The organism is Roseibium algae (genome assembly GCF_037783265.1).
Classification (GTDB): Bacteria; Pseudomonadota; Alphaproteobacteria; order Rhizobiales; family Stappiaceae; genus Roseibium; species Roseibium algae.
In genome coordinates, this window is the sequence record NZ_JBAKIA010000005.1 from 354920 (window position 1) to 374991 (window position 20072).

Below are 20072 nucleotides of genomic sequence, written 5' to 3' on the forward strand. Positions count from 1 at the left end.
TCAACTTGAGGTCAAGCCATGAAATTGCTCGATATTTCAGAAATCTCGAAACAGACAGGTGTGGCCGCCTCGGCTATGCGTCACTATGAGGAAAAAGGCCTGATCGTCTCGGTCGGTCGGCGGGGCATGAAACGCCTGTTCGGCCCGGAGATCCTAGATCAACTGGCTCTGATAACACTTGGAAAAACAGCAGGATTTTCGCTTGAGGAAATCAAATCCATGTTCGGACCGAATGGCCAGCCGCAGATTTCGCGCCACATGCTGTCTGCCAAGGCAGATGATCTGGATGCCCAGATCCGCAAGATGACCAGCCTGTCGAGGCTGCTGCGTCATACCGCCGACTGCAAGGCCCCCTCCCACATGGAGTGTCCGACCTTCCGCCGCTATCTGGCAGCTGCGTCCGGGCACAATCAGCGCAAGAATGCCCCTACAAGCAAGCGGCCAAACACACCACCTCAAACACTAAAGAACAGCCGGAATGCTCCAGCGGGGTCTTCGAATTCGTAACCCTGTCGCCCAAGGATGAACGCCTGAAAACAGACCCAAAAGCGATCACGATACTTGTTTACAAAATTTATTTAAGGTGCATTATGAATTAACACAACCCAAAATTAAAAGGGTAGCCGCATTGAATACATTACTAAAGCATCCTGAAGACAGACTAAATGTGGCAAGGTCATTTATTGCACCCATAATATTCTTCACACCAGTCTTTACGGGACTTCCTGCAGGTTATGAGTTTTCAACAGCGATAGTGATCTATTTTTTTATTGGAGATTCCAACTATATACTCCACCTCCACATACATAACCCGTTCACACGCAACAAATATCTGAACCGAACAATCGATTTAATGTTGGCATCTGTCACTGGCATGACAGCCTCCAATTGGAAAATACAGCATCTTCATGGACACCACCTTGGAAAGGACATTCTTTTCAATGGATCAAAAGATTGGGAAGTCGAAAAATACTCCCCGTTGAGAGCCCTGTCCTATTGCTTTCGATCCATGTGGTACACCTTTTGGAGGCCATTCGTAATTTCGCTAAGAAACGGCCTCAAAAACAAGAAACAGCCCATCAACTACCGCTGGGCTCTGACGGAACACCTCCTGCTGTTCGCATTGATCGCTCTTCTTCTTGTTTTCAATACGAAAATATTCCTGACATACATCCTGCCACTTTATGCTTTGACATTCTTCATCACGAGATACGTAGACTATCTCAACCACTACGGGTGTGACGAGACAAGCAGCAATGTTTATGAACATTCGAACAATTGCCTGAACCCATCCTTCAATCGGTTCACCCACAATTTTGGCTATCACACTGCCCATCATCTGAAGCCTGGCGCACACTGGACACAACTGCCTTCGCTTTACGAAGAGGTCGCCGACAAGATTCCTGATCACTGCAAGAAGGATTACAGTTGGTCTTGGGTTTTAATTCCCTACCATTTTTATTTGTCGCAAGTTGGGAAGATGTGACTGGCTGCGCTTAGCCTTCAACAAAACCTCTGAAAAGACTGAGATTGTTGCAGTTAACTGATCACTCTCATGATTCAACAACACTGCCACAGGGTTCAGCCCCCCTAAACACAAAAAACCCGCTGGATTGCTCCAGCGGGGTCTTCGAATTCGAAACCAGTTTCGCCCAAGAATTAACGCTTGGAGAACTGGAAGCTCTTACGGGCTTTAGCGCGGCCGAACTTCTTACGTTCAACAACACGGCTATCGCGGGTCAGGAAGCCTTCCTTTTTCAGGATAGCGCGCAGATCCGGCTCGTAATGGGTCAAGGCCTTTGAAATACCGTGACGTACCGCACCAGCCTGGCCGGACAAACCGCCGCCGGCAACAGTTGCGACGATATCGAACTGGCTTGCACGATCAGCGACCATCAGCGGCTGACGCAGGACCATCTGAAGAACCGGACGAGCGAAATACTCGGTGAAGTCCTTCTTGTTGATCATGATCTTGCCTGTACCAGGCTTGATCCAGACGCGGGCAACCGCATCTTTACGCTTGCCAGTCGCATAGGCACGACCCTGTGCATCCAGTTTCTGGACATACACATGTACTTCAGGAGCAGCAGATTCGACAGCTCCACCCAGTTCTTCCAGGGATTGCAGATCAGCCATCGTTAAGCCCTCTTGCCATCGTTCTTTGCGTTGAGGCTCTTAACATCGACCAATGTCGGTGTCTGAGCTTCATGAGGATGCTCGCTGCCTGCGTAGACACGCAGGTTCTTGAGCTGCTGATTGGACAGTGGTCCACCCGGCATCATGCGCTGCACAGCCTTCTGAAGGACCCGCTCCGGGAAACGTCCTTCGATGATGGCACGCGCTGTGCGCTCTTTGATACCGCCAGGATGACCGGTGTGCCAGTAGTACTTCTTATTGTCGTACTTGCGGCCGGTCAGAACCACTTTCTCAGCATTGATGACGACAATGTTGTCGCCTGTGTCAACGTGAGGTGTGAAGATTGGCAGATGCTTGCCGCGCAGATGGTTAGCGATGTAGGCAGCCAGACGGCCCACAACCATGCCTTCAGCGTCGATCAAAATCCACTTTTTCTCAACCTCAGCCGGTTTGGCAGAAAAGGTCTTCATGTGTTCGATCCATGATTTGGTCTAGAAACAAAAAGCCCGCCGCGCGCCCTTCAAAGGCTGCAAGACGGACTTAACATTCGTCGACGCAGCTTATACGTCAGCACCCACCATGGGTCAAGAACACTTCTTCGTTCAACGTGTTAAATTTATCATAAAAATCAGCAGCTTATAAAAACGGTATTATATTACCGTACATTTCATCGACCAAATCCACGAAAATGACGCGACTTATGAGCCGATGCTGATCGTATGAAGGGTCAGCTCGTCACAACGCCACTCAAAGTACAGCAACCAGAATTCACAATATTTAAACAAAAAACACCTCTAATGCAGAATGAAAAAATGTGTGAGGCTACTTGAGATGAAAAACATCAAAAGAAACACAATAACAACTCTCAGTTTCGCAATTTTAGTTATTCTATCTATTGTTATTTATGCTAATGTTTTAAACAGAACAATTCAAAAACAAGTTGAAGGCGGAGTTAAATTTTACTCAGAAGAACATATAAAGACATGGTTGTATGAGTTCTTCTTGATGATACCGGAATCTGAAGTTCTGGCTACAAACAGCATGCCTCAGTTCATTAACATTATCCGTATCGAAGACCCCATGTCTCGAAAACAGCCCCTTCAGTTCAAATTTTACAACTCAAAGGGTGACATCACCTATCAATCAACCACGGTTTACTACGAAGATGACGAAGCGGACTCCAAACAGAAAGTCGAGTTGGTCTTAAAGTCGGGTGCACCATTGATCGAGGCCTTTCACGATGAAACACATAGCGAACACGGCAGATCAACACAGCTAGATGCCCCCTCCGATCAAATTTATGACGGCGAACATAAAACGGTAAACCAGGCACCTCAAAATCAAGAGCAAGGCCATCATGCTTTCACCAATGCTTTTATTCCTGTGATCTCCGAGAGCGGCGAAACCATTGGCGTGCTGAATGCGAAAATGAACGTCAGTCACGTTCAGAAATTAATGGAAAACGCCTTCTACGACATCAGCGATCTGACAATGATCGGTGCTGCGGGTATTTTGCTGATCCCGATCCTGGCATTGGCGCTGCGCACGTGGCAGGTCATGCGGTCCGACAGGAAGTTGCTGGAGCTCGCAAAATATGACCAGACGACGGGCATCTATAACCGTGCAACAGCCTTGAGGGTCTTGGCCAAGGCCTTCCCTCCGCCAAATGCACGAGAAGGTTATGGCATCCTCTTCATTGACGTCGATTACTTCAAGAGGGTCAACGACACATTCGGTCACCATAGCGGTGACTTGGTCCTCAAACACATAGCCACAGTCCTGCAAACTTGCATTCGGCAAGAACGGGACATAGTGGCCCGATATGGCGGCGACGAATTCTTGATTATCTGCCCGGACATCAACATGCAGGGATTGCGCAGGGTCTATCAACGGATCGAACAAAAAATCAAAGAACCGTTTGAAATCGCAGGCAAGCCCCACAAGATAGGCCTCAGCATCGGAGCCTATGTCTCGACCAAAAGCGACAGTAAAATCAGTGCACTGCATAAGGCTGACCTTGCCGTTTACGCTGCCAAACGCGCAGGACGTGGCCAGAGTGCAGAATATTCAAGCGATCTGGAAACAGACGCCGTAGATCCGGAGCAAAACCAGGAGCAAGAAGCAGTTTCAGCTGCTGAGATGCCTTTGAAGTCAGCATAGCCAGCGACCTGCCGCCGCCCAGTCACAGACAGAGCCCCACCCGGGATCATCGTCTGCAAGCTTAACGTGGCGGCACCGAATAGGTCGCTGACGCGTGAGCGACGAAGCCTTCAGCCCCCTTAATGCTCCCCTCACCGGCAATCGCGCAATCCACCACCGCCAGCCGCTTGCCCAGTTTCAAAATCCGGCAAGTGCATAGAAGATCGCCGGGCTGCGGCTTGCGCAGGAAGTTGATGTTGAGATTGGTGGTGACAGCCAGTGCCACCGGGCCGATATGCGCCAGGATCACCACATAGGCCGCAAGATCCGCCAGGGCCATCATAGACGGCCCGGAAACGGTACCACCCGGACGCAAGTGCATCTCAGTGGCGGACAGTCGCACAATGGCCTGCCCGTCAGACACGCTGTCGATTGAATAGGCCCGCCCGCCTGCATGGATCTGAGGGAACTCCCGATCCAGAAACGTCGAAATCTCATCAGCTGTCATCACGGGTGTCATTCAGCGTCCTCCAGCAGAACCCTACAGCTGATTCCGCAATTCAGTTTTCATCCCACTAACGTTTGCGTCAAACCATGATCAATGCAACTGCCAGATACCATTGGAGTGTCCTCAGTCATGTGAAAGCGTGAACCAGCTGGTACTCTAAATTGCGACATTTAAGCTGGTGACCGCAGGTGGGACATTGTATTTGATGGACTGAGATAAGGTTCGGCGCGAACCGAACCACCAGACACAGCCCAGCTGGCAACTCCACGGCAGGCAAGTCCCCAGCCGGAAACGCCCCAGCAGGTAAATTCGAGGAATCCCAATGTCCGACACTGCCGCATCACCAACACCTCAAGACACACCCGATACGCCGATCCTGGGCACGCTCTTGCATGAAGGCGTCTACCGGATCGTGATGCAGCAGCCGAAGGCAATGAATGCGCTTTCCCGGCAGATGATGAGCGCCCTGTCCGCCGAGTTGACGGTCGCAGCCGAAAACCCGGATGTGCGCGTCATTCTTCTGGGCGCAGAAGGCAAGGTGTTCTGCGCTGGCCACGACCTGAAGGAACTGACAGCAGCCCGCGCCGAAGCTGATGGCGGCAAGGCGACCTATGAGGCGATCATGCATCAGTGTTCAGACCTGATGCAGCAGATTGTCCGCTTGCCCAAGCCGGTGATTGCCGTGGTCACCGGCGTTGCCACGGCAGCAGGCTGCCAGCTGGTGGCCTCCTGTGATCTGGCCATGGCTGTGGACACGGCAACCTTCTGCACACCGGGCGTCAACATCGGCCTATTTTGCTCCACGCCAATGGTGGCCCTGTCCCGCAATGTTGCGCCGAAACAAGCCATGGAAATGCTGCTGACCGGCGAAAGCATCGATGCTTCAACAGCCAAGGACTTCGGCCTGATCAACCGCATCGTGCCGCGCGACTATCTCGATCAGGTGGTGCAGAAATACGCCGAAATGATTGCCTCCAAGTCGGCCCATACGCTCAAGATCGGCAAGGAAGCCTTCTACAAGCAGCTCGAAATGCCCCTCGACAAAGCCTATGATTTTGCCGCCCAGACCATGGTCGACAACATGATGGCCGTTGATGCAGAGGAAGGCATCAACGCCTTCCTGCAAAAGCGCAAGCCGGACTGGAAGGATTGCTGAGGCGCTCGAAACGCTGTTCTTCAACCTTGAGAATCAACTGCCAAAACGATAAGTTTCCGGAGGCCCTGCCCGGGCCTCCTCCCTCCGCCTGGGAAAGCATCACACATGCGGGGCATTTTGTTTTCGGAACCCAAATGTTCTGAGCCAGCGCATAAGGAGGGGTTGCGACCATCGCTCTTCAGGAATGAGGGTCCAAAATGAAACTATCCGCACCAATTTTCCGTTTGAAACGACAAGCCAAGCTGCTCGCCCGAACGGAGCGCATACAGCTTGCCGCCGCGCTTGACCGCATCGCAAGACAGGAAGGCTATGCCGCCTGGAGCCACCTTGCCCACCGACAGACCGCCAATGATCCGGCCCAAAACATTCTCAACGCGCTGACGCCCGGCGATCTGGTTCTTCTGGGTGCACGACCCGGCCACGGCAAAACGACGCTCGGTCTTCAACTGGTGCTGAACGCCGTCTCAAGTGGCCGCACAGGCTGTTTTTTCACCCTCGAAATGCTCAACCGCGACGTTCTTCACACTCTGCGATCCTTGGGCGCAGATCCGGATCGGGTGGCCTCATCGCTTGTCATCGACACCTCAGACGACATCAATGCGGACCACATTATCTCCATTGTCCGCGCAGCGCCGAGCAACGCCCTGGCCGTGGTCGATTATCTGCAGCTGCTCGATCAAAAACGCTCCAATCCGGACCTCGATACACAGGTCAGTGCATTACGGAACTTCGCCCGGACATCCGGCCAGACAATTGTGCTGACTTCCCAGATCGACAGGATCTTTGAGGCAGAAGGGCGCTCCATGCCCGGTCTGTCCGATGTAAGACTGCCAAACCCTCTGGATCTCTCCCTCTTCACAAAAACCTGCTTCCTGCACGAAGGCGAAATCGAAATATCCAAAGCAGCCTAAGATCAAGCGTCTGAACCGCAATGGCTGTCGGCTAACAAGACATCTGGCCGACAGCCATTGCCAATCTTAACGAGGAAGGTAAGCTGCCCTTCCCTATGCCAGCGCTTCAGAGTTCCAAATGAACCACGACACCTATTCCGACAGTTACATCAAGGCCATCCTCGATGAAGTGAAGACCATCGCCATGGTCGGCGCCAGCGCCAACAATGTGCGCCCGTCCTACTTCGTGCTGAAATACATGCTGGCAAAGGACTATGATGTCTGGCCGATCAATCCGGGCTATGCAGGCAAGGAAATCCTGGGCCAGATGACCCACGCCAGTCTTGATGATCTGCCTGCCATGCCGGATCTGGTTGATATCTTTCGTAACTCTGACGCAGCCGTTCAAATCGTCGACGATATCATCTCGTCCGCTGACAAACGCGGCGGGCTGCCAAAGGTGATCTGGATGCAGCTCACCGTGCGCAATGATGAGGCTGCCAAACGGGCCGAAGATGCAGGCATCAAGGTGGTCATGGACCGCTGCCCGAAGATCGAATATGCTCGGTTGTCCGGCGAAATCGGCTGGGCCGGCGTCAACTCCCGCACCCTCTCCTCCAAACGCCCCGCCCTCAAAACCGGTTTTCAGCACCGGGGGCTCAAGGGCTGAGACAATCCCCTTGCCTTTAAGGTCACACCAAATCCCATGCCCCCTTTCGTAACACCGCACGACCCTCTCTGGAAAACCGCATTTGAGGCCGAGGCCCGCGCGATCACCTCATCGCTTGGGGATCGATACATCGCGCTGCATCACATTGGCAGCACGGCAATCCCGGGCATCCTGGCCAAACCGATCATCGACTTGATGGGAATTGTGTCTGACCTTGACGACCTGGACCTGCAGTCAAAATCCATGGAATCGCTTGGCTATGAAGTCATGGGCCCCTATGGCATCGACGGCAGGCGCTATTTTCGCAAGATCACCCCGGCGGGCCAACGCACACATCAGCTGCATGTCTTTACCAGCGGCTCGCCGCATATTGAGCGGCATCTGGCATTTCGCGACTATTTGAGGGCCCACCCCAGGGTGGCCGCAGACTATTCCGCGCTCAAGGCGTCGCTCACAAATGGACACACCCCAACCTGGGAAAACTACATGGACGGAAAAGACCCGTTCATCGCGACAACAGAAAAAGACGCTGTAGAGTGGTTCCGGTCACAAGCTTCGCCAATGTGATCGGGCACCGAAGCTGATCAAGACATAGACTGCTCGCTGTCCCCTTCGTCCTCACCCTTCTGTCACGCTACGCGACACCTCTGCACCGTCCTGCCATGACCCGATCATGGCATCCAATCCCCGCCCTTGCCAAACAGAACCACCTCGACCTGCAGCCTCAAAACGGCGCTCGCTATTCACACCCGGCAGTCATCCCCGACTCGATCGGGGATCCAATGCCCCTATCGACAAAACGGAGAGATCGGCCTTTTGGGTAACACGCTTGTGCCTTTTCTGGACCGCCTCTGGCCCGTGCTGATTGGTGGAGTGGATCCCCGATCAAGTCGGGGATGACACCGGAGTTCGTGGCAAGGATTGCCTCCTTCACCGATACAGGCTCAACACCTGCAGATGGACCTTCTGCGTCTACTGGGCCCCTGCCCGCGCTGGGACGGCAGTGTGCATAAGCCCGGCGCTCCCTCCTCCGTCATGCCATGACCCGATCATGGCATCCAAACCGTGACCTTGCGAAACAGAACCACGTCGATCTGTAGCCTCAAAACAGCGCTCGCCATTCACACCCGGCGGTCATCCCCGACTTGATCGGGGATCCAATCCACGTGTCAGCGAATTCAGGGCTATCGGTTCAAGTCGCCATAAAGATCCCGCCAGTCGGGGTTGAGTATCTCAATGGCTTGGATTTTCCAGCTGCGGGGCCAGCGCTTCAGGCGCTTTTCACGTGCGATGGCCGTGTGCGGAGTGTCAAAGACTTCGTAGTAAACAAGCCGGGTCACATTGTAGCGATCGGTAAAACCCTTGTTGGTTTTGCCGCGATGCTCATGGACCCGTCGCGCCAGATCCTTGGTGACGCCTGTGTAAAGCGTTCCGTGCTGGCGGCTGGCCAGAATGTAGACGTAGAACGCCATGGCGTATCGTGACGTGGAGTGGATCCCCGATCAAGTCGGGGATGACACAGGAGTTCGTGACAAGGCTTTGACCCATTCACAGACACAGGCTCGCCCCGAGGAGCCATGCCGCTCATGCTCCAAGGCTTATCCTTGAATGTTGTGAGACTTAACCGGCGCAAACCACTGAAAACCAAAAGAATACCCGACCCCAAAATAACTTATCCACCCCTCTCAAAAACCGCCCTATCCTAGAACTGTTCCCATCACGCGGGGCCGAGTACGGACCGTCCGTTCGCGGTGGTGGGAACCGGGTTTCGAGGTGTCAGCTGGCGGTGTAACGGACCGCAGCTGGCATCGGTGACAGGCAAACCCTGACCGAGGCGATGGGATCTGGCATCGCAGCTTTGAGGGACGCGTCTCATATCTGGCAGAGCGAAGGCCACACCCCACTTTCGCCGCGCAGAAAAGAGAAAGGCGCAAGAGCCTGTCATTCCGGGAAACGAAATCCGGGCAGGTGCGAAGCGCCTTGTCATCTTCTCACATCCCACACTCCCAGCGCGCGCGGCAAGACCGTGAAGCGCCTGCCATCCCGTTCTCGAACGAGCGGATGAAAGAGACAGAGTGAGCCGAAACGCCGGGGAGAGATCCTGCGGCGGGTTTTGTGCTGGTCGTTTGGTATCTCATACTGACCAGGCTGGTAACTGCCGCAAGATCTTTGCTTTACGGCCTCTTCTGCATCCGCCACTATGCGGCGAAATTTCTTTGGAGGAGGCTCTCATGAGCGACGGAATACCTGGCTTTTCGACATTGGCGATTCACGCAGGCGCGCAGCCTGATCCGGCGACCGGAGCACGGGTCACGCCGATCTACCAGACCTCGTCCTTTGTCTTCGATGATGTTGACCATGCAGCCTCCCTGTTCGGTCTTCAGGCCTTCGGCAACATCTACACCCGTATCACCAACCCGACGACCGCCGTTCTGGAAGAACGCGTCGCAGCACTGGAAGGCGGCACCGCAGCATTGGCGACAGCCTCCGGCCATTCGGCCCAGCTGCTGTGCTTCCACACCATGATGCAACCCGGCGACAACATCGTTGCGGCCAACAAGCTGTATGGCGGCTCCATCAATCAGCTGAACCATTCGTTCAAGAACTTCGGCTGGGCGGTCAAATGGGCAGATCCGGATGATCTGTCGACCTTTGAAAACGCCATTGACGAAGACACCAAGGCCATCTTCATCGAGAGCCTGGCCAATCCGGGCGGCATCGTTGTCGACATTGAAGGCATCGCGGCCATCGCCAAGGCCAAAGGCGTGCCGCTGGTGGTCGACAACACCATGGCAACGCCATACCTGTGCCGTCCGATTGAACATGGCGCAGATGTCGTGTTGCATTCCCTGACCAAATTCATGGGCGGCCACGGCAACTCCATGGGCGGGATTCTGGTCGATGGCGGCACGTTTGACTGGTCCGCTGGCGATCGTTATCCGATGCTCAGCGATCCGCGCCCGGAATATCAGGGCATCGTGCTGCATGAGACCTTCGGCAACTTCGCTTTCGCCATTGCCTGCCGGGTGCTCGGCCTGCGCGATCTTGGACCGGCGATCTCGCCGTTCAACGCCTTCATGCTCCTGACCGGCATTGAAACCCTGCCGCTGCGCATGCAGCGCCATTGCGACAACGCCATGAAAGTGGCGCAGCATCTGTCAGCCCATCCGAAGGTGTCCTGGGTGTCCTATGCCGGACTGCCGGACGACAAGCACAACGCCATGCAGCAGAAGTATATGCCAAAGGGCGGCGGCGCTGTCTTCACCTTCGGCCTGAAAGGTGGCTATGACGCAGGCGTTGGACTGGTATCCAATGTGGAGCTGTTCTCTCATCTGGCCAACATCGGCGACACACGCTCGCTGGTGATCCACCCGGCCTCCACCACCCACCGCCAGCTCTCCGATGAACAGAAGGTGGCCGCTGGCGCCGGACCGGACACGGTGCGGGTTTCCATCGGCCTGGAAGACGCAGACGACATCATCGCAGATCTGGACCAGGCCCTGAACGCGGTCTGATCTGATCCACCAGCCAAACAAAAAGCCCGCCTCCAGATCAATGGGGCGGGCTTTTTTTAATGTGCATGAGGTCCAGAAGCTTAACTCAGACCAAATGGTGGATCAAAAGATCCCCATCCAGGGTTCGGCCCCTAGGCGGCGCGAACACCCGACAGGAAAGCTTCGACCTCAGTTTGAAGCGCTGCAGCGTCGCGGCTCACCGCTCCAGCTGAGGTCGCGACATCAGAAGCTGCTGTCTTTGTCTCGCTTGCCGAATTTGACACACCCAAAATGTTGTCGGTGACATCCTGAGTGCCACGAGAAGCCTGCTCAACATTGCGTGCGATCTCGTTTGTTGCAGCCCCCTGCTCCTCGACAGCGGCAGCAATTGCGCCGGCGATGGAATTCATTTCCTCAACGGTCTTGCCGATGGACTGAACAGCAACCACAGCCGTCTGCGTTTCAGACTGAATAGACGAGATCTGAGCGGTTATTTCCTCGGTCGCCTTGGACGTCTGCGAGGCAAGTTCCTTGACCTCGGAAGCAACAACGGCAAACCCCTTGCCAGCTTCCCCGGCGCGGGCCGCTTCAATCGTTGCATTGAGCGCCAGAAGATTGGTCTGCTCGGCAATGGCAGCAATCATGCTGACGACCTGACCGATTTTCTCTGCCGCATTGGCAAGGCCCTGGATCTGGCGATCCGTGCGAACAGCTTCAGACACAGCCTGAGATGCAATCGAGGAAGACTTGGAGACCTGAGATCCAATCTCGGAGATAGATGCAGACAGCTCTTCAGTGGCCGACGCGACCGTTTGCACATTGGCTGCAGCCTGTTCAGCGGCGGTGGCAACATTTGTGGAACGCGAATTGGTGTCATCCGCATTGTCTGCCATGCCAGCGGCGCTGCGCTCCATTTCAGCAGCTGATGCTGTCACCGTCTGTAGCAATGACGCCGCACTTTCATCGAATTTCTTGGTCATCATTTCAATTCGATTGGCACGTTCTTGTCTGACCTTCTGCTCTTCCTCCTGAGCATGCGCCAGTTCTCCGGCCCGGATCATGCTGTCACGAAAGATCTCTGTGGCTTCTGCCATTTGGCCAATTTCATCACAGCTTCCAGCACCCGGGATTGTTGTGTCCATCGCCCCTTCAGCCAGCTTCCGCATCGCAACAGTAATGCCTGCGATTGGTTTCGTGATGCTGTTTGAAAGAAGGAGAGAAGCTCCTGCGATGAGCGAGACGAGAGGCAGGATCCAAAGAGCCATTTTCCAGAGTTCATCATAAAAAGCGGTGAAAACATCATCAACATAAAGAGCAGAAATTATTGCCCACTGCCATGGTTCATACGCCAATGAATAAGAAACCTTGGGCGCAGGAACTGTTTCGCCAAGTCTTGGAAATTCAAATTCTGTAAATCCGCCGCCATTCCGTGCAGCCGCTATCTGGTTAACGACAAATTCGACACCGTTTCCATCCTTGGCAGTCCAAAGGTTTTTCCCAACCAGCTTGTCATTCGGATGAGCGATTGTAAGGCCTTTGTTCTTCGGGTTCAGGTCAATGACAAGAAAATAGTCAGAGCCATTAAACCTCAACGAGCTCAACAACCTTTTCGCAAGCTCCTGTGTCTCTTCCAAAGGCCTGTTTTCGGCGGCGCCTTCTCTGACTAGATTTTCAACAAGACTTCTCGCTGTTTCAACCTGGGAACGAACCATTTCCCGGCGATCAGCCATCATGGTTCCGTAAAGAGAGTAAGCCTGAACAAACACAACCAAGAGAAGTGACGTAAGAGCCAACGCGACGAGCGTTAGTATTTTATTTCTAATTGACATGAAGGACCTATGATTTAACCGTACACTTTCTCCCCCCTCGCATGCCAATGCCTCCCATAACGTTAAGAGAATACGTGTAATTTTCCTCAACGGAAAATCCACGGGGGAAAAGCACCGGAGCCTATATGTTCTCACTGAAAATGAATATTGCTCTGGCACTCATGGCTGTTGGGCGAACGCCTCTGCGTCAGACAAAAACTCACTGCTAAATGACTATTCAGCCGCCTTGATCCCGGCAGCCTCTGCTGCCTTGATCCGCAAACTTTCCGCATGCGCCATCATCAGTGGCCCAACGCCTTTGGAATCGTCTGCCACAATGTCTTCGGTCAAATAATATTCAGGTGTCCCGTCCCGATAGACGCCTGAGAAACCTCCAAGACCCGCCACATGACACATCTGCTCGAACCGGGTCACGCCGTCAGCACCTGTTAGCAAGCCCTCGTCATAAAGCGCCTGAAGCGCCTGGTATCCATGTGCCTTTCCCTTCGGCCAAAGTCCGGTCCGTCCAGCGCGCAAGGCCGCATAGGTAATCATCGCAGACGCTGAACTTTCCGGAAAGTTTCCAGAAAGATCTGGCATGTCGATCACCTGGAGCCAGCGCCCCTCCTGACATTGAAGAGCCATCAACCTGTCGAACAGCGACCGGGTCCGCTCTCCCAATCCGCTCTGCTCAGTTTGTTCTGGCCCAACAAGCGCAGAGATATCGCTCAGCGCCATGGCCAACCAGCCAAGCGCCCGCGCCCAGCAGGCAGGAGACTGACCGGTCTCCGGGTCGGCCCAGCTCTGTTGGCGGGATTCATCATACCCATGCACATAAAGCCCGCTGGCCGTAGCCGTCAGATCCATCGCCCGGAACAACTGCTCCAGCGCATCACTCACAAGCTCCGGCCTGTCTGTCACCTGTCCATATTCAATTTGGAACGGCAGCCCCATATAAAGTCCGTCGAGCCAGACCTGATGCGGGTAGATTTGCTTGTGCCAATAGTTGCCAGCCTCCGTCCGGGGGTGCCTTGCCAACTGATCAGCCAGCAGCGCAGCCACTTTCATGTACTTCTCATTGCCGGTCATCTGATCAAGATAGAACAGGCAGCGTCCAGCCATAATGTTGTCAATGTTGAATTCATCAATACGGTATCCGGACAAGCTACCACCCGGGCTTATCTGGCGATCAGACAAGCGGAGCAGATGATCGAGAAATCTCTGCTCTCCGGTTGCCTCATGCAGCATCGCAAGTCCGCGATAAATCAGGCCATCCTCATAACACCAGCTGCCACGCTTATAAGGCTTGTAGGCTTTGGCAAAGGCATCGAAATACTCAAGCGGCGTCATAGCGACACTCCTTCATGAACGCTCATGCCGGGTTCGCCGCCTGGTCCCTCACTGATCACCTCAGCATGTTCAGCAACCAGCGTCATATGACGCATTGGGCGAACATAATCGGCCATCAGGGGAACAGCAGGCTCTGCCGACGGGTCGAAAGAAACGGATATGTTTTTCAGGTAAATACCGGTGATCGGAGCTTCCGGAAGACCGAGAAAAGCCCCAACGGCGATCGCAAGTCGGCGAATGGTGACATCTTGAACGCGAATATCGAAAATATGAGGCGTGGTGTCATCCACAGGTGCTGCGGACCGATCCTGCACCCATGCGTCATGACCATCAGCATCGCAAAAATAAAACGCATTGGCTGTCAGCGCTGTCTGAACCCGGTCCATATCGATCCGCCGGAATGTGACGCCAGACACCGCCCCGCCTCGACCACGACGTGTCTTGATACGCAGACCGCGATCTGTCTCCGACATCTCGCAATCTTCAATTGTGATATCGTGAATGCCACCGCTCATCTCGGATCCAAGCACCACACCGCCATGCCCTCGCTCCATGCGGCAATAGCGAATAACAACATCGCGGGTGAGCACCAGATGGCTGTTATCGTCATCCCCCCGCTTGCCAGCCTTGATCGCAATACAGTCATCACCAACGGAGAACCGGATGCCTTCCATGCGGACGTCTTCACAGCTCTCCGGATTAAAACCATCGGTGTTGGGACTGTCGGCCGGGTTGGAAATGCGCAAGGCTGAGGCCACAAGCCCTTTGCAGTCATAAGGATGAACGGTCCAAGAGGGCGAATTGCATATATTGACCCCAAGCAGAACGGTATTCTCACAACCGATCAAATGCAGGGTCCTGGGTCGACGAGCACCACCGCGGGTTTCCTTGGGCCAGGACCACCAGTCCCCGCGATCTCCCCCGCCATCAATTGTACCTGCTCCGATAATCGCAAGATTTCGGGCGCCTATTGCCGTGACCACACCGGCATAGCAGCACTCAGGCAACCCCTCCCAGGAACCCAGTACATGACCATCCTCATTGCGCGCTTCCAACTGCGGCCAGTCATCCCGCTCGCCAATAGCAAAAAGCTCGGCCCCATCGTCAAGCAGCAATGTCATGTTGGATTTCAGGAACACAGGTCCAGTGCGCCAGCGACCAGCAGGAACCCTCAAAGTCCCCCCCTTGGGCACGAGCGAAACGGCCCTTGTAAAAGCAGCGCTGTTGTCTGGATTCGTTTGCTCCGCACCGGAATCAGTCAACGTTACGAGGCCCGCACAGGGCTCTGTCTCAAACTCACAGGCAGGACCTTCCTCCGAGACAAGCCGATAGCCCGTAGAAGGTTCCAGGTCATGCAAGGCCAGAACCGTCTCATGCGATATACCCTGCCGGATGGTCTCAGCACCCCGAAGCAAACGCCAGGCAACTGGATCAGGCAGATGGAATTTCGCGCCGTCGACGAGAAAAACCACAGCAACAGAGCGCGACGAAACCGCGCTAAGGCGAAGAGCGTTAAGCGTCATTTGAAAACCGTCAGGCAAGCTGGATCGAAAGCCACCGCCCAGACCCGGGCGGTGGCTGGTTTCAATAAGGTCAGTTGAATTCAGACAACGTATTGTTCACGTCGCCGATGATCTGATTGGCTGCTGCAAGTGGATTGATCTGGCCGTAGCTGTATTCCTCCAGCGTATCCAGGAAAGCGCTGCGCACTTCCGGATGCTCGTTCAGGGGCGAAACCGTTGGTCCCGTCGCAGCCATCACAAGTGCATTGGCCTCGGCAAGCTCAGGGCGAATGGATCCACCATCCTTCAACTGGGTTGCCGCAGCGCTACTGGCCGGCAAACCGCGCGTTGTGCCAAGCGCTGCAATGCCTTCTTCCTCATTGAGAAGACAGTTCAGGATCTGCGCTGCAGCTTCCGGATTTGCCGAGTGCTTGGAAATCGAGAACATCATCGACGGCTTACGGTAGATACCTTCCGTAACCGCACCATCTGTCATCAGGAGTTTCACAGGCACCAGTTCCTGGCCCTCTCCAAGAGGATCTGAGTATTTGAAGAAGGTCGAATCCCATTCGTAGGATCCAGCAATTTCCCCGTCCGCCCACTTTGGATTTTCATAAAGGCGCACATTTCCGGCAGCAGCAACATCCTTCTGGGACATCACAACGCCTTCAGCGACCATCTTGCCGTAAAAGTCGATACCTGCGGCCAGTTCGTCAGCCGTCCAGGCAACCTGGCCCGTTTCAGGATCAACCAAATCCTTGCCGGTCTGCTGGGTCACGTAAAGCGAGACGAGCAGTGCTGCAGTCTCCTTGATGGCATTCATGGGATAATAGCCGTCGCCAAGCTTTGCCTTCAGCGCCGGACCGGCTGCAAAGAGCTCTGCCCAGTTTGACGGAACCGCAAGCCCCGCCTTGTCGAAAGTGGCCTTATTGAAGAAGAATGTCCGACCGGTTGTCGACAAAGGCAAGCCATTCAACTTGCCGCCAATGGATGTCGATGCCAACTGCGCATCAGTCCAATTGTCCAGTTGAAGTGTACCGGAGAGCTGATTCAAGTCAGCAAACCCGTCCCCGCTTGCCGAAAACAACGGCAGCCATGGCCAGTTGATCTGCATGATATCAGCTTCTGTGCCGCCTGCGATCTGCGTGGTCACTTTGGCCAGATGGCCTTTCCAGCCTGTGAATTCGGGTTTGATCGTATGGCCGTGCTTTTCACCACAGATCTTGAGAGCTTCCTGGGTTGCCGCATGACGGCTGTCGCCTCCCCACCAGGACATTCTCAGTTCCACAGCACTGGCGGCAGTGGTTGTCAGAAGAAAAGCGGTCGCGGCCGCACTCAGAATATACTTACCTGTCATTTCCAGTTCCTCCCATTTCGAACCGAAGGGTTCCTTCAGGCTGCCTGTTTGGACAGCGAGACGTTTTCGCCACTGGCGGTATCGAAGACATGAACCGATGTTGCATTGGGGCGAAGACGAACCTGTTCTCCAGACAGATCCATCGCCTCAAAGGCTTCGGTGCCAACGACGGCGATCACCCGGGCATCGCCCAGATCGATGTGAAGATAGACTTCGTGCCCCATGAACTCGACGTGGGTCACCCGGCCATTCAGGCCGCTCTCTGCCTCAGATCCAACAAGTTCAAAATGCTGTGGCCGCACGCCCACTGTTGCATTGGCCGCTGAACTCAAGTCCAGGCGAGACCCCACTTCCCGCCCGAGCCGCACACTCTGCCCACCGAGGCTGAACACAGGGTCGGATGGCCCCTCAACCCGTCCAGCCATCAGGTTCATTTCCGGTGAACCGATAAAGCCTGCAACAAAAAGATTGGCCGGACGGTTGTAGAGCGTCTTGGGATCAGCAACCTGCATGATGCGCCCCTCTTTCATGACGCAAATCCGATCTCCCATCGTCATGGCTTCGGTCTGATCGTGGGTGACATAGACAACGGTCGCAGGCTTGCCTTCCTGCTTCAAACGACGGTGCAGATCGATGATACGAACCCGCATGGAAGCACGAAGCTTGGCGTCCAGATTGGACAGAGGCTCATCAAACAGGAACACTTCCGGCTTCTTGATCAGCGCACGGCCAAGGGCAACCCGTTGAGCCTGACCGCCCGACAACTGCTTTGGCAACCGGTCCAGCAAAGGCTCGATTTCCAGGATCCGTGCGACTTCATCCGTCGCAGCTGCAATCTCGGCCTTGGGCAGGCCCTGGATGCGTAGACCGAACGACAGGTTCGACCGCACCTTCATATGCGGATACAGCGCATAATTTTGAAACACCATGGCAATGCCACGCTTGCCCGGAGGCAAGGCATTGACGACTTCATCGCCGATGCGCACTTCGCCGCCGCTGACGGTCTCCAGACCTGCGATCATCCGCAAGGTGGTTGACTTGGCGCAGCCGGAAGGACCGACCAGAACCATGAACTCACCCTCTTCAACATCCAGATTGATGCCATGGACAGCCTTGAAGGCGTTGCCGTAAGTCTTTTCAAGGTTTCTAAGTTGCAAGCGAGCCATGGTTATCCCTTTACCCCACCGGCTGAAATTCCTTCGATGAAGTATTTCTGAGCCAGGAAGAACACGATGAGAGCTGGTGCGAGCGCCAGGACCGACATCGCCAGGATGCGGTTCCACTCAAAGGCTTCCGTTGTGTCGATTGAAAGTTTCAACGCCAGACTGACAGGATATTTATCGACCGACGAAATGTAGATCAGTGGTCCGAGGAAGTCGTTCATCGTCCACATGAACTGGAACAGACAAACCGAGATCAAGGCCGGTGCCAGCATCGGCACGATGATGAAAATCAGCGTCTGGAAGCTATTGGCGCCGTCCACACGCGCCGCCTCTTCCATGTCTCTTGGAATGGCCCGCAGAAACTGCACCAGCATGAAGACGAAGAATGCATCACCTGCCAGGGCAGAAGGCACCCACAACGGCAGGAAAGAATCCAGCCAGCCGATATCGCGAAACAGCAGATACTGTGGAATGCGCGTGACCACATTGGGCAACAGCAACGTGGCAATCAACGTGCCGAACAGGATCTTCTTGCCCGGGAATTCAAATCGGGCAAACCCATAGGCCACCGCCGTGGCAGAAATCGCAGTCCCGATGGTCTTGGGCAGAATGATCAGGAACGTGTTCCAGAAGAAATGCCCAAAGGTGTAAGGCGTCGATGTCTTCCAGCCGTCGATGTAGCCCTGAAAGGTTGGCTCATCTGGGATGAAACCCGGATTGGCAAAAATCTCCGAATTCGTCTTCAGCGATGCACCAATCAGCCAGATCAGCGGATAGAGCATGACGAAGCCAACGGCCACCAACAGCGCATATCTGATGGCTGCAGAAATGCGTTCAGATCTCAGCTGGCGAGCAGCATAGGCCCTTGAGGCAATGAGACTTTCGCTATCGAGTTCAACCATATCCTCGTGAGCGGCAGATGCAGCAGATACTGGTGTGCGTGCGTCCATGGATCAGCTCCTCTTGTCGCCGGCGTAATAGACCCACTTCTTGGATGACCAGAAGGCCACAACAGTCAGAGTCATGATGATAAGGAAGAGCACCCAGGCAATCGCCGATGCGTAGCCCATGTTGAAGTTCTGAAATGCTTCTTCATAGATGTAGAGAGAGAGCAGATAGGTCGATTTAAGCGGCCCGCCCTCGGTGATGATGTAGGGACCGTTGAACTCCTGAAACGCCTGCACCATCTGCATGATCAGATTGAAGAAGATCACCGGCGTGATCAGCGGAATGGTGATGAAGATGAACGTGGTGACCTTGCCAGCCCCATCAATGGCAGCAGCCTCATAGAGGGTTTTGTCAATCGACTGCAGCGCAGCCAGAAAGATCACCATGGCGGAGCCGAACTGCCACATCCTCAGCAATGTGATGGTGAACAGCGCATTCGTCGGATCGCCGAACCAGTTGACCGCATCAAATCCAAGCCCGGTCAGCGCCATGTTGACCAAGCCGGTGTCTGCAAAAATATAGCGCCACAGCACGGCAATCGCGATGGATCCACCCAGGATCGACGGCACATAAAAGGCCGTGCGAAACACATTGATGCAGGCCAACCGATAGTTGAGGATGTAGGCAATGAACAACGCAAACGCCAGCTTCAACGGAACCGTGGTGAAGACGTAGATCAACGTGATCCACAGCGACTTGCGGAAGGTCCGATCGCGGGTGAACAGGTCGATATAATTCTCCAAGCCGGACCACTTGGGCGCGCTCATCAGATTGTAATCCGTAAAGCTCAGGTACAACGACGCCAGAAACGGCACCGCAGTAAAGGCCAGCAAGCCCAAGATATAGGGCGACAGATAACCAAGCCCGAGAAAGCGACCGTTACCCATAGACACATCCCCTTAAAAGGGAGCTCAGGTCACCTGAGAAATAGTTTTCGATTTCGTACATTTA

At 54.4% G+C, this 20072-nt stretch carries 19 protein-coding genes; 8 read left to right on the forward strand and 11 right to left on the reverse strand.

What is annotated here, in order from left to right; genetic code table 11:
• The first annotated feature begins 18 nt into the window (after positions 1–18).
• Positions 19–507: a helix-turn-helix domain-containing protein gene (locus tag V6575_RS10630; protein WP_340274289.1), complete on the forward strand. Its 489-nt coding sequence runs from the start codon at positions 19–21 to the stop codon at positions 505–507.
• Between the two features lie 247 nt (positions 508–754).
• Positions 755–1486, forward strand: a complete 732-nt coding sequence (locus V6575_RS23340) for a fatty acid desaturase (protein ID WP_422785563.1) — start codon at positions 755–757, stop codon at positions 1484–1486.
• Positions 1487–1659: 173 nt separating this feature from the next.
• On the opposite strand, the gene rpsI is transcribed toward V6575_RS23340, so the two are convergent.
• Both rpsI and rplM read right to left on the reverse strand, forming a co-directional pair.
• The gene (gene rpsI / locus V6575_RS10640; protein ID WP_340274291.1) at positions 1660–2136 is read right to left on the reverse strand and encodes a 30S ribosomal protein S9; all 477 of its coding nucleotides are present in this window, start codon (positions 2134–2136) and stop codon (positions 1660–1662) included.
• A 2-nt stretch (positions 2137–2138) separates the two neighbouring features.
• Entirely contained in the window at positions 2139–2606 is a 468-nt protein-coding gene (gene rplM, locus V6575_RS10645; RefSeq protein ID WP_340274292.1) for a 50S ribosomal protein L13, read from the reverse strand.
• A 535-nt stretch (positions 2607–3141) separates the two neighbouring features.
• Here rplM and V6575_RS10650 point away from each other — a divergent pair.
• Complete coding sequence (locus V6575_RS10650) at positions 3142–4296, forward strand: GGDEF domain-containing protein (RefSeq protein WP_340274365.1); 1155 nt, start codon at positions 3142–3144, stop codon at positions 4294–4296.
• 61 nt (positions 4297–4357) lie between these two features.
• Here the strand turns inward: V6575_RS10650 and V6575_RS10655 are convergent, their stop codons facing one another.
• On the reverse strand, positions 4358–4795 hold the full coding sequence (locus tag V6575_RS10655; protein WP_340274293.1) for a PaaI family thioesterase: 438 nt from the start codon (positions 4793–4795) through the stop codon (positions 4358–4360).
• A 310-nt stretch (positions 4796–5105) separates the two neighbouring features.
• On the opposite strand from V6575_RS10655, the gene V6575_RS10660 reads away from it, so the two are divergent.
• From V6575_RS10660 to V6575_RS10675, 4 genes are all read left to right on the forward strand, one after another.
• A complete protein-coding gene (locus V6575_RS10660) occupies positions 5106–5939 on the forward strand; it encodes an enoyl-CoA hydratase (RefSeq protein WP_340274294.1) in 834 nt (277 codons plus the stop codon).
• Positions 5940–6136: 197 nt separating this feature from the next.
• Positions 6137–6850: a DNA helicase gene (locus tag V6575_RS10665; RefSeq protein ID WP_340274295.1), complete on the forward strand. Its 714-nt coding sequence runs from the start codon at positions 6137–6139 to the stop codon at positions 6848–6850.
• Between the two features lie 118 nt (positions 6851–6968).
• The gene (locus tag V6575_RS10670; protein WP_340274296.1) at positions 6969–7499 is read left to right on the forward strand and encodes a CoA-binding protein; all 531 of its coding nucleotides are present in this window, start codon (positions 6969–6971) and stop codon (positions 7497–7499) included.
• 36 nt (positions 7500–7535) lie between these two features.
• Positions 7536–8066: a GrpB family protein gene (locus tag V6575_RS10675; protein WP_340274297.1), complete on the forward strand. Its 531-nt coding sequence runs from the start codon at positions 7536–7538 to the stop codon at positions 8064–8066.
• Between the two features lie 617 nt (positions 8067–8683).
• Here the strand turns inward: V6575_RS10675 and V6575_RS10680 are convergent.
• Positions 8684–8971 (reverse strand): GIY-YIG nuclease family protein, encoded by a 288-nt coding sequence (locus V6575_RS10680; RefSeq protein ID WP_340274298.1) that lies wholly within the window; start codon positions 8969–8971, stop codon positions 8684–8686.
• A gap of 759 nt (positions 8972–9730) precedes the next feature.
• On the opposite strand from V6575_RS10680, the gene V6575_RS10685 reads away from it, so the two are divergent.
• Positions 9731–11014 (forward strand): O-acetylhomoserine aminocarboxypropyltransferase, encoded by a 1284-nt coding sequence (locus tag V6575_RS10685; RefSeq protein WP_340274299.1) that lies wholly within the window; start codon positions 9731–9733, stop codon positions 11012–11014.
• 131 nt (positions 11015–11145) lie between these two features.
• Here V6575_RS10685 and V6575_RS10690 read toward each other — a convergent pair whose 3' ends face one another.
• The 7 genes from V6575_RS10690 to V6575_RS10720 form a co-directional block, all read right to left on the reverse strand.
• A complete protein-coding gene (locus tag V6575_RS10690; protein ID WP_340274300.1) occupies positions 11146–12723 on the reverse strand; it encodes a methyl-accepting chemotaxis protein in 1578 nt (525 codons plus the stop codon).
• A 312-nt stretch (positions 12724–13035) separates the two neighbouring features.
• Positions 13036–14151, reverse strand: coding sequence for a glycoside hydrolase family 88/105 protein (locus V6575_RS10695; protein ID WP_340274301.1), 1116 nt, complete (start codon positions 14149–14151; stop codon positions 13036–13038).
• Positions 14148–15674 (reverse strand): polygalacturonase PglA, encoded by a 1527-nt coding sequence (pglA, locus tag V6575_RS10700; protein WP_340274302.1) that lies wholly within the window; start codon positions 15672–15674, stop codon positions 14148–14150. The genes V6575_RS10695 and pglA overlap by 4 nt, the downstream gene beginning before the upstream one ends.
• Positions 15675–15744: 70 nt before the next feature.
• A complete protein-coding gene (locus tag V6575_RS10705) occupies positions 15745–17010 on the reverse strand; it encodes an ABC transporter substrate-binding protein (protein ID WP_340274303.1) in 1266 nt (421 codons plus the stop codon).
• Positions 17011–17045: 35 nt separating this feature from the next.
• A complete protein-coding gene (locus tag V6575_RS10710) occupies positions 17046–18176 on the reverse strand; it encodes an ABC transporter ATP-binding protein (protein ID WP_340274305.1) in 1131 nt (376 codons plus the stop codon).
• 2 nt (positions 18177–18178) lie between these two features.
• A complete protein-coding gene (locus tag V6575_RS10715; RefSeq protein ID WP_422785557.1) occupies positions 18179–19123 on the reverse strand; it encodes a carbohydrate ABC transporter permease in 945 nt (314 codons plus the stop codon).
• A gap of 3 nt (positions 19124–19126) precedes the next feature.
• On the reverse strand, positions 19127–20008 hold the full coding sequence (locus V6575_RS10720) for a carbohydrate ABC transporter permease (protein ID WP_340274306.1): 882 nt from the start codon (positions 20006–20008) through the stop codon (positions 19127–19129).
• Positions 20009–20072: the final 64 nt, after the last annotated feature.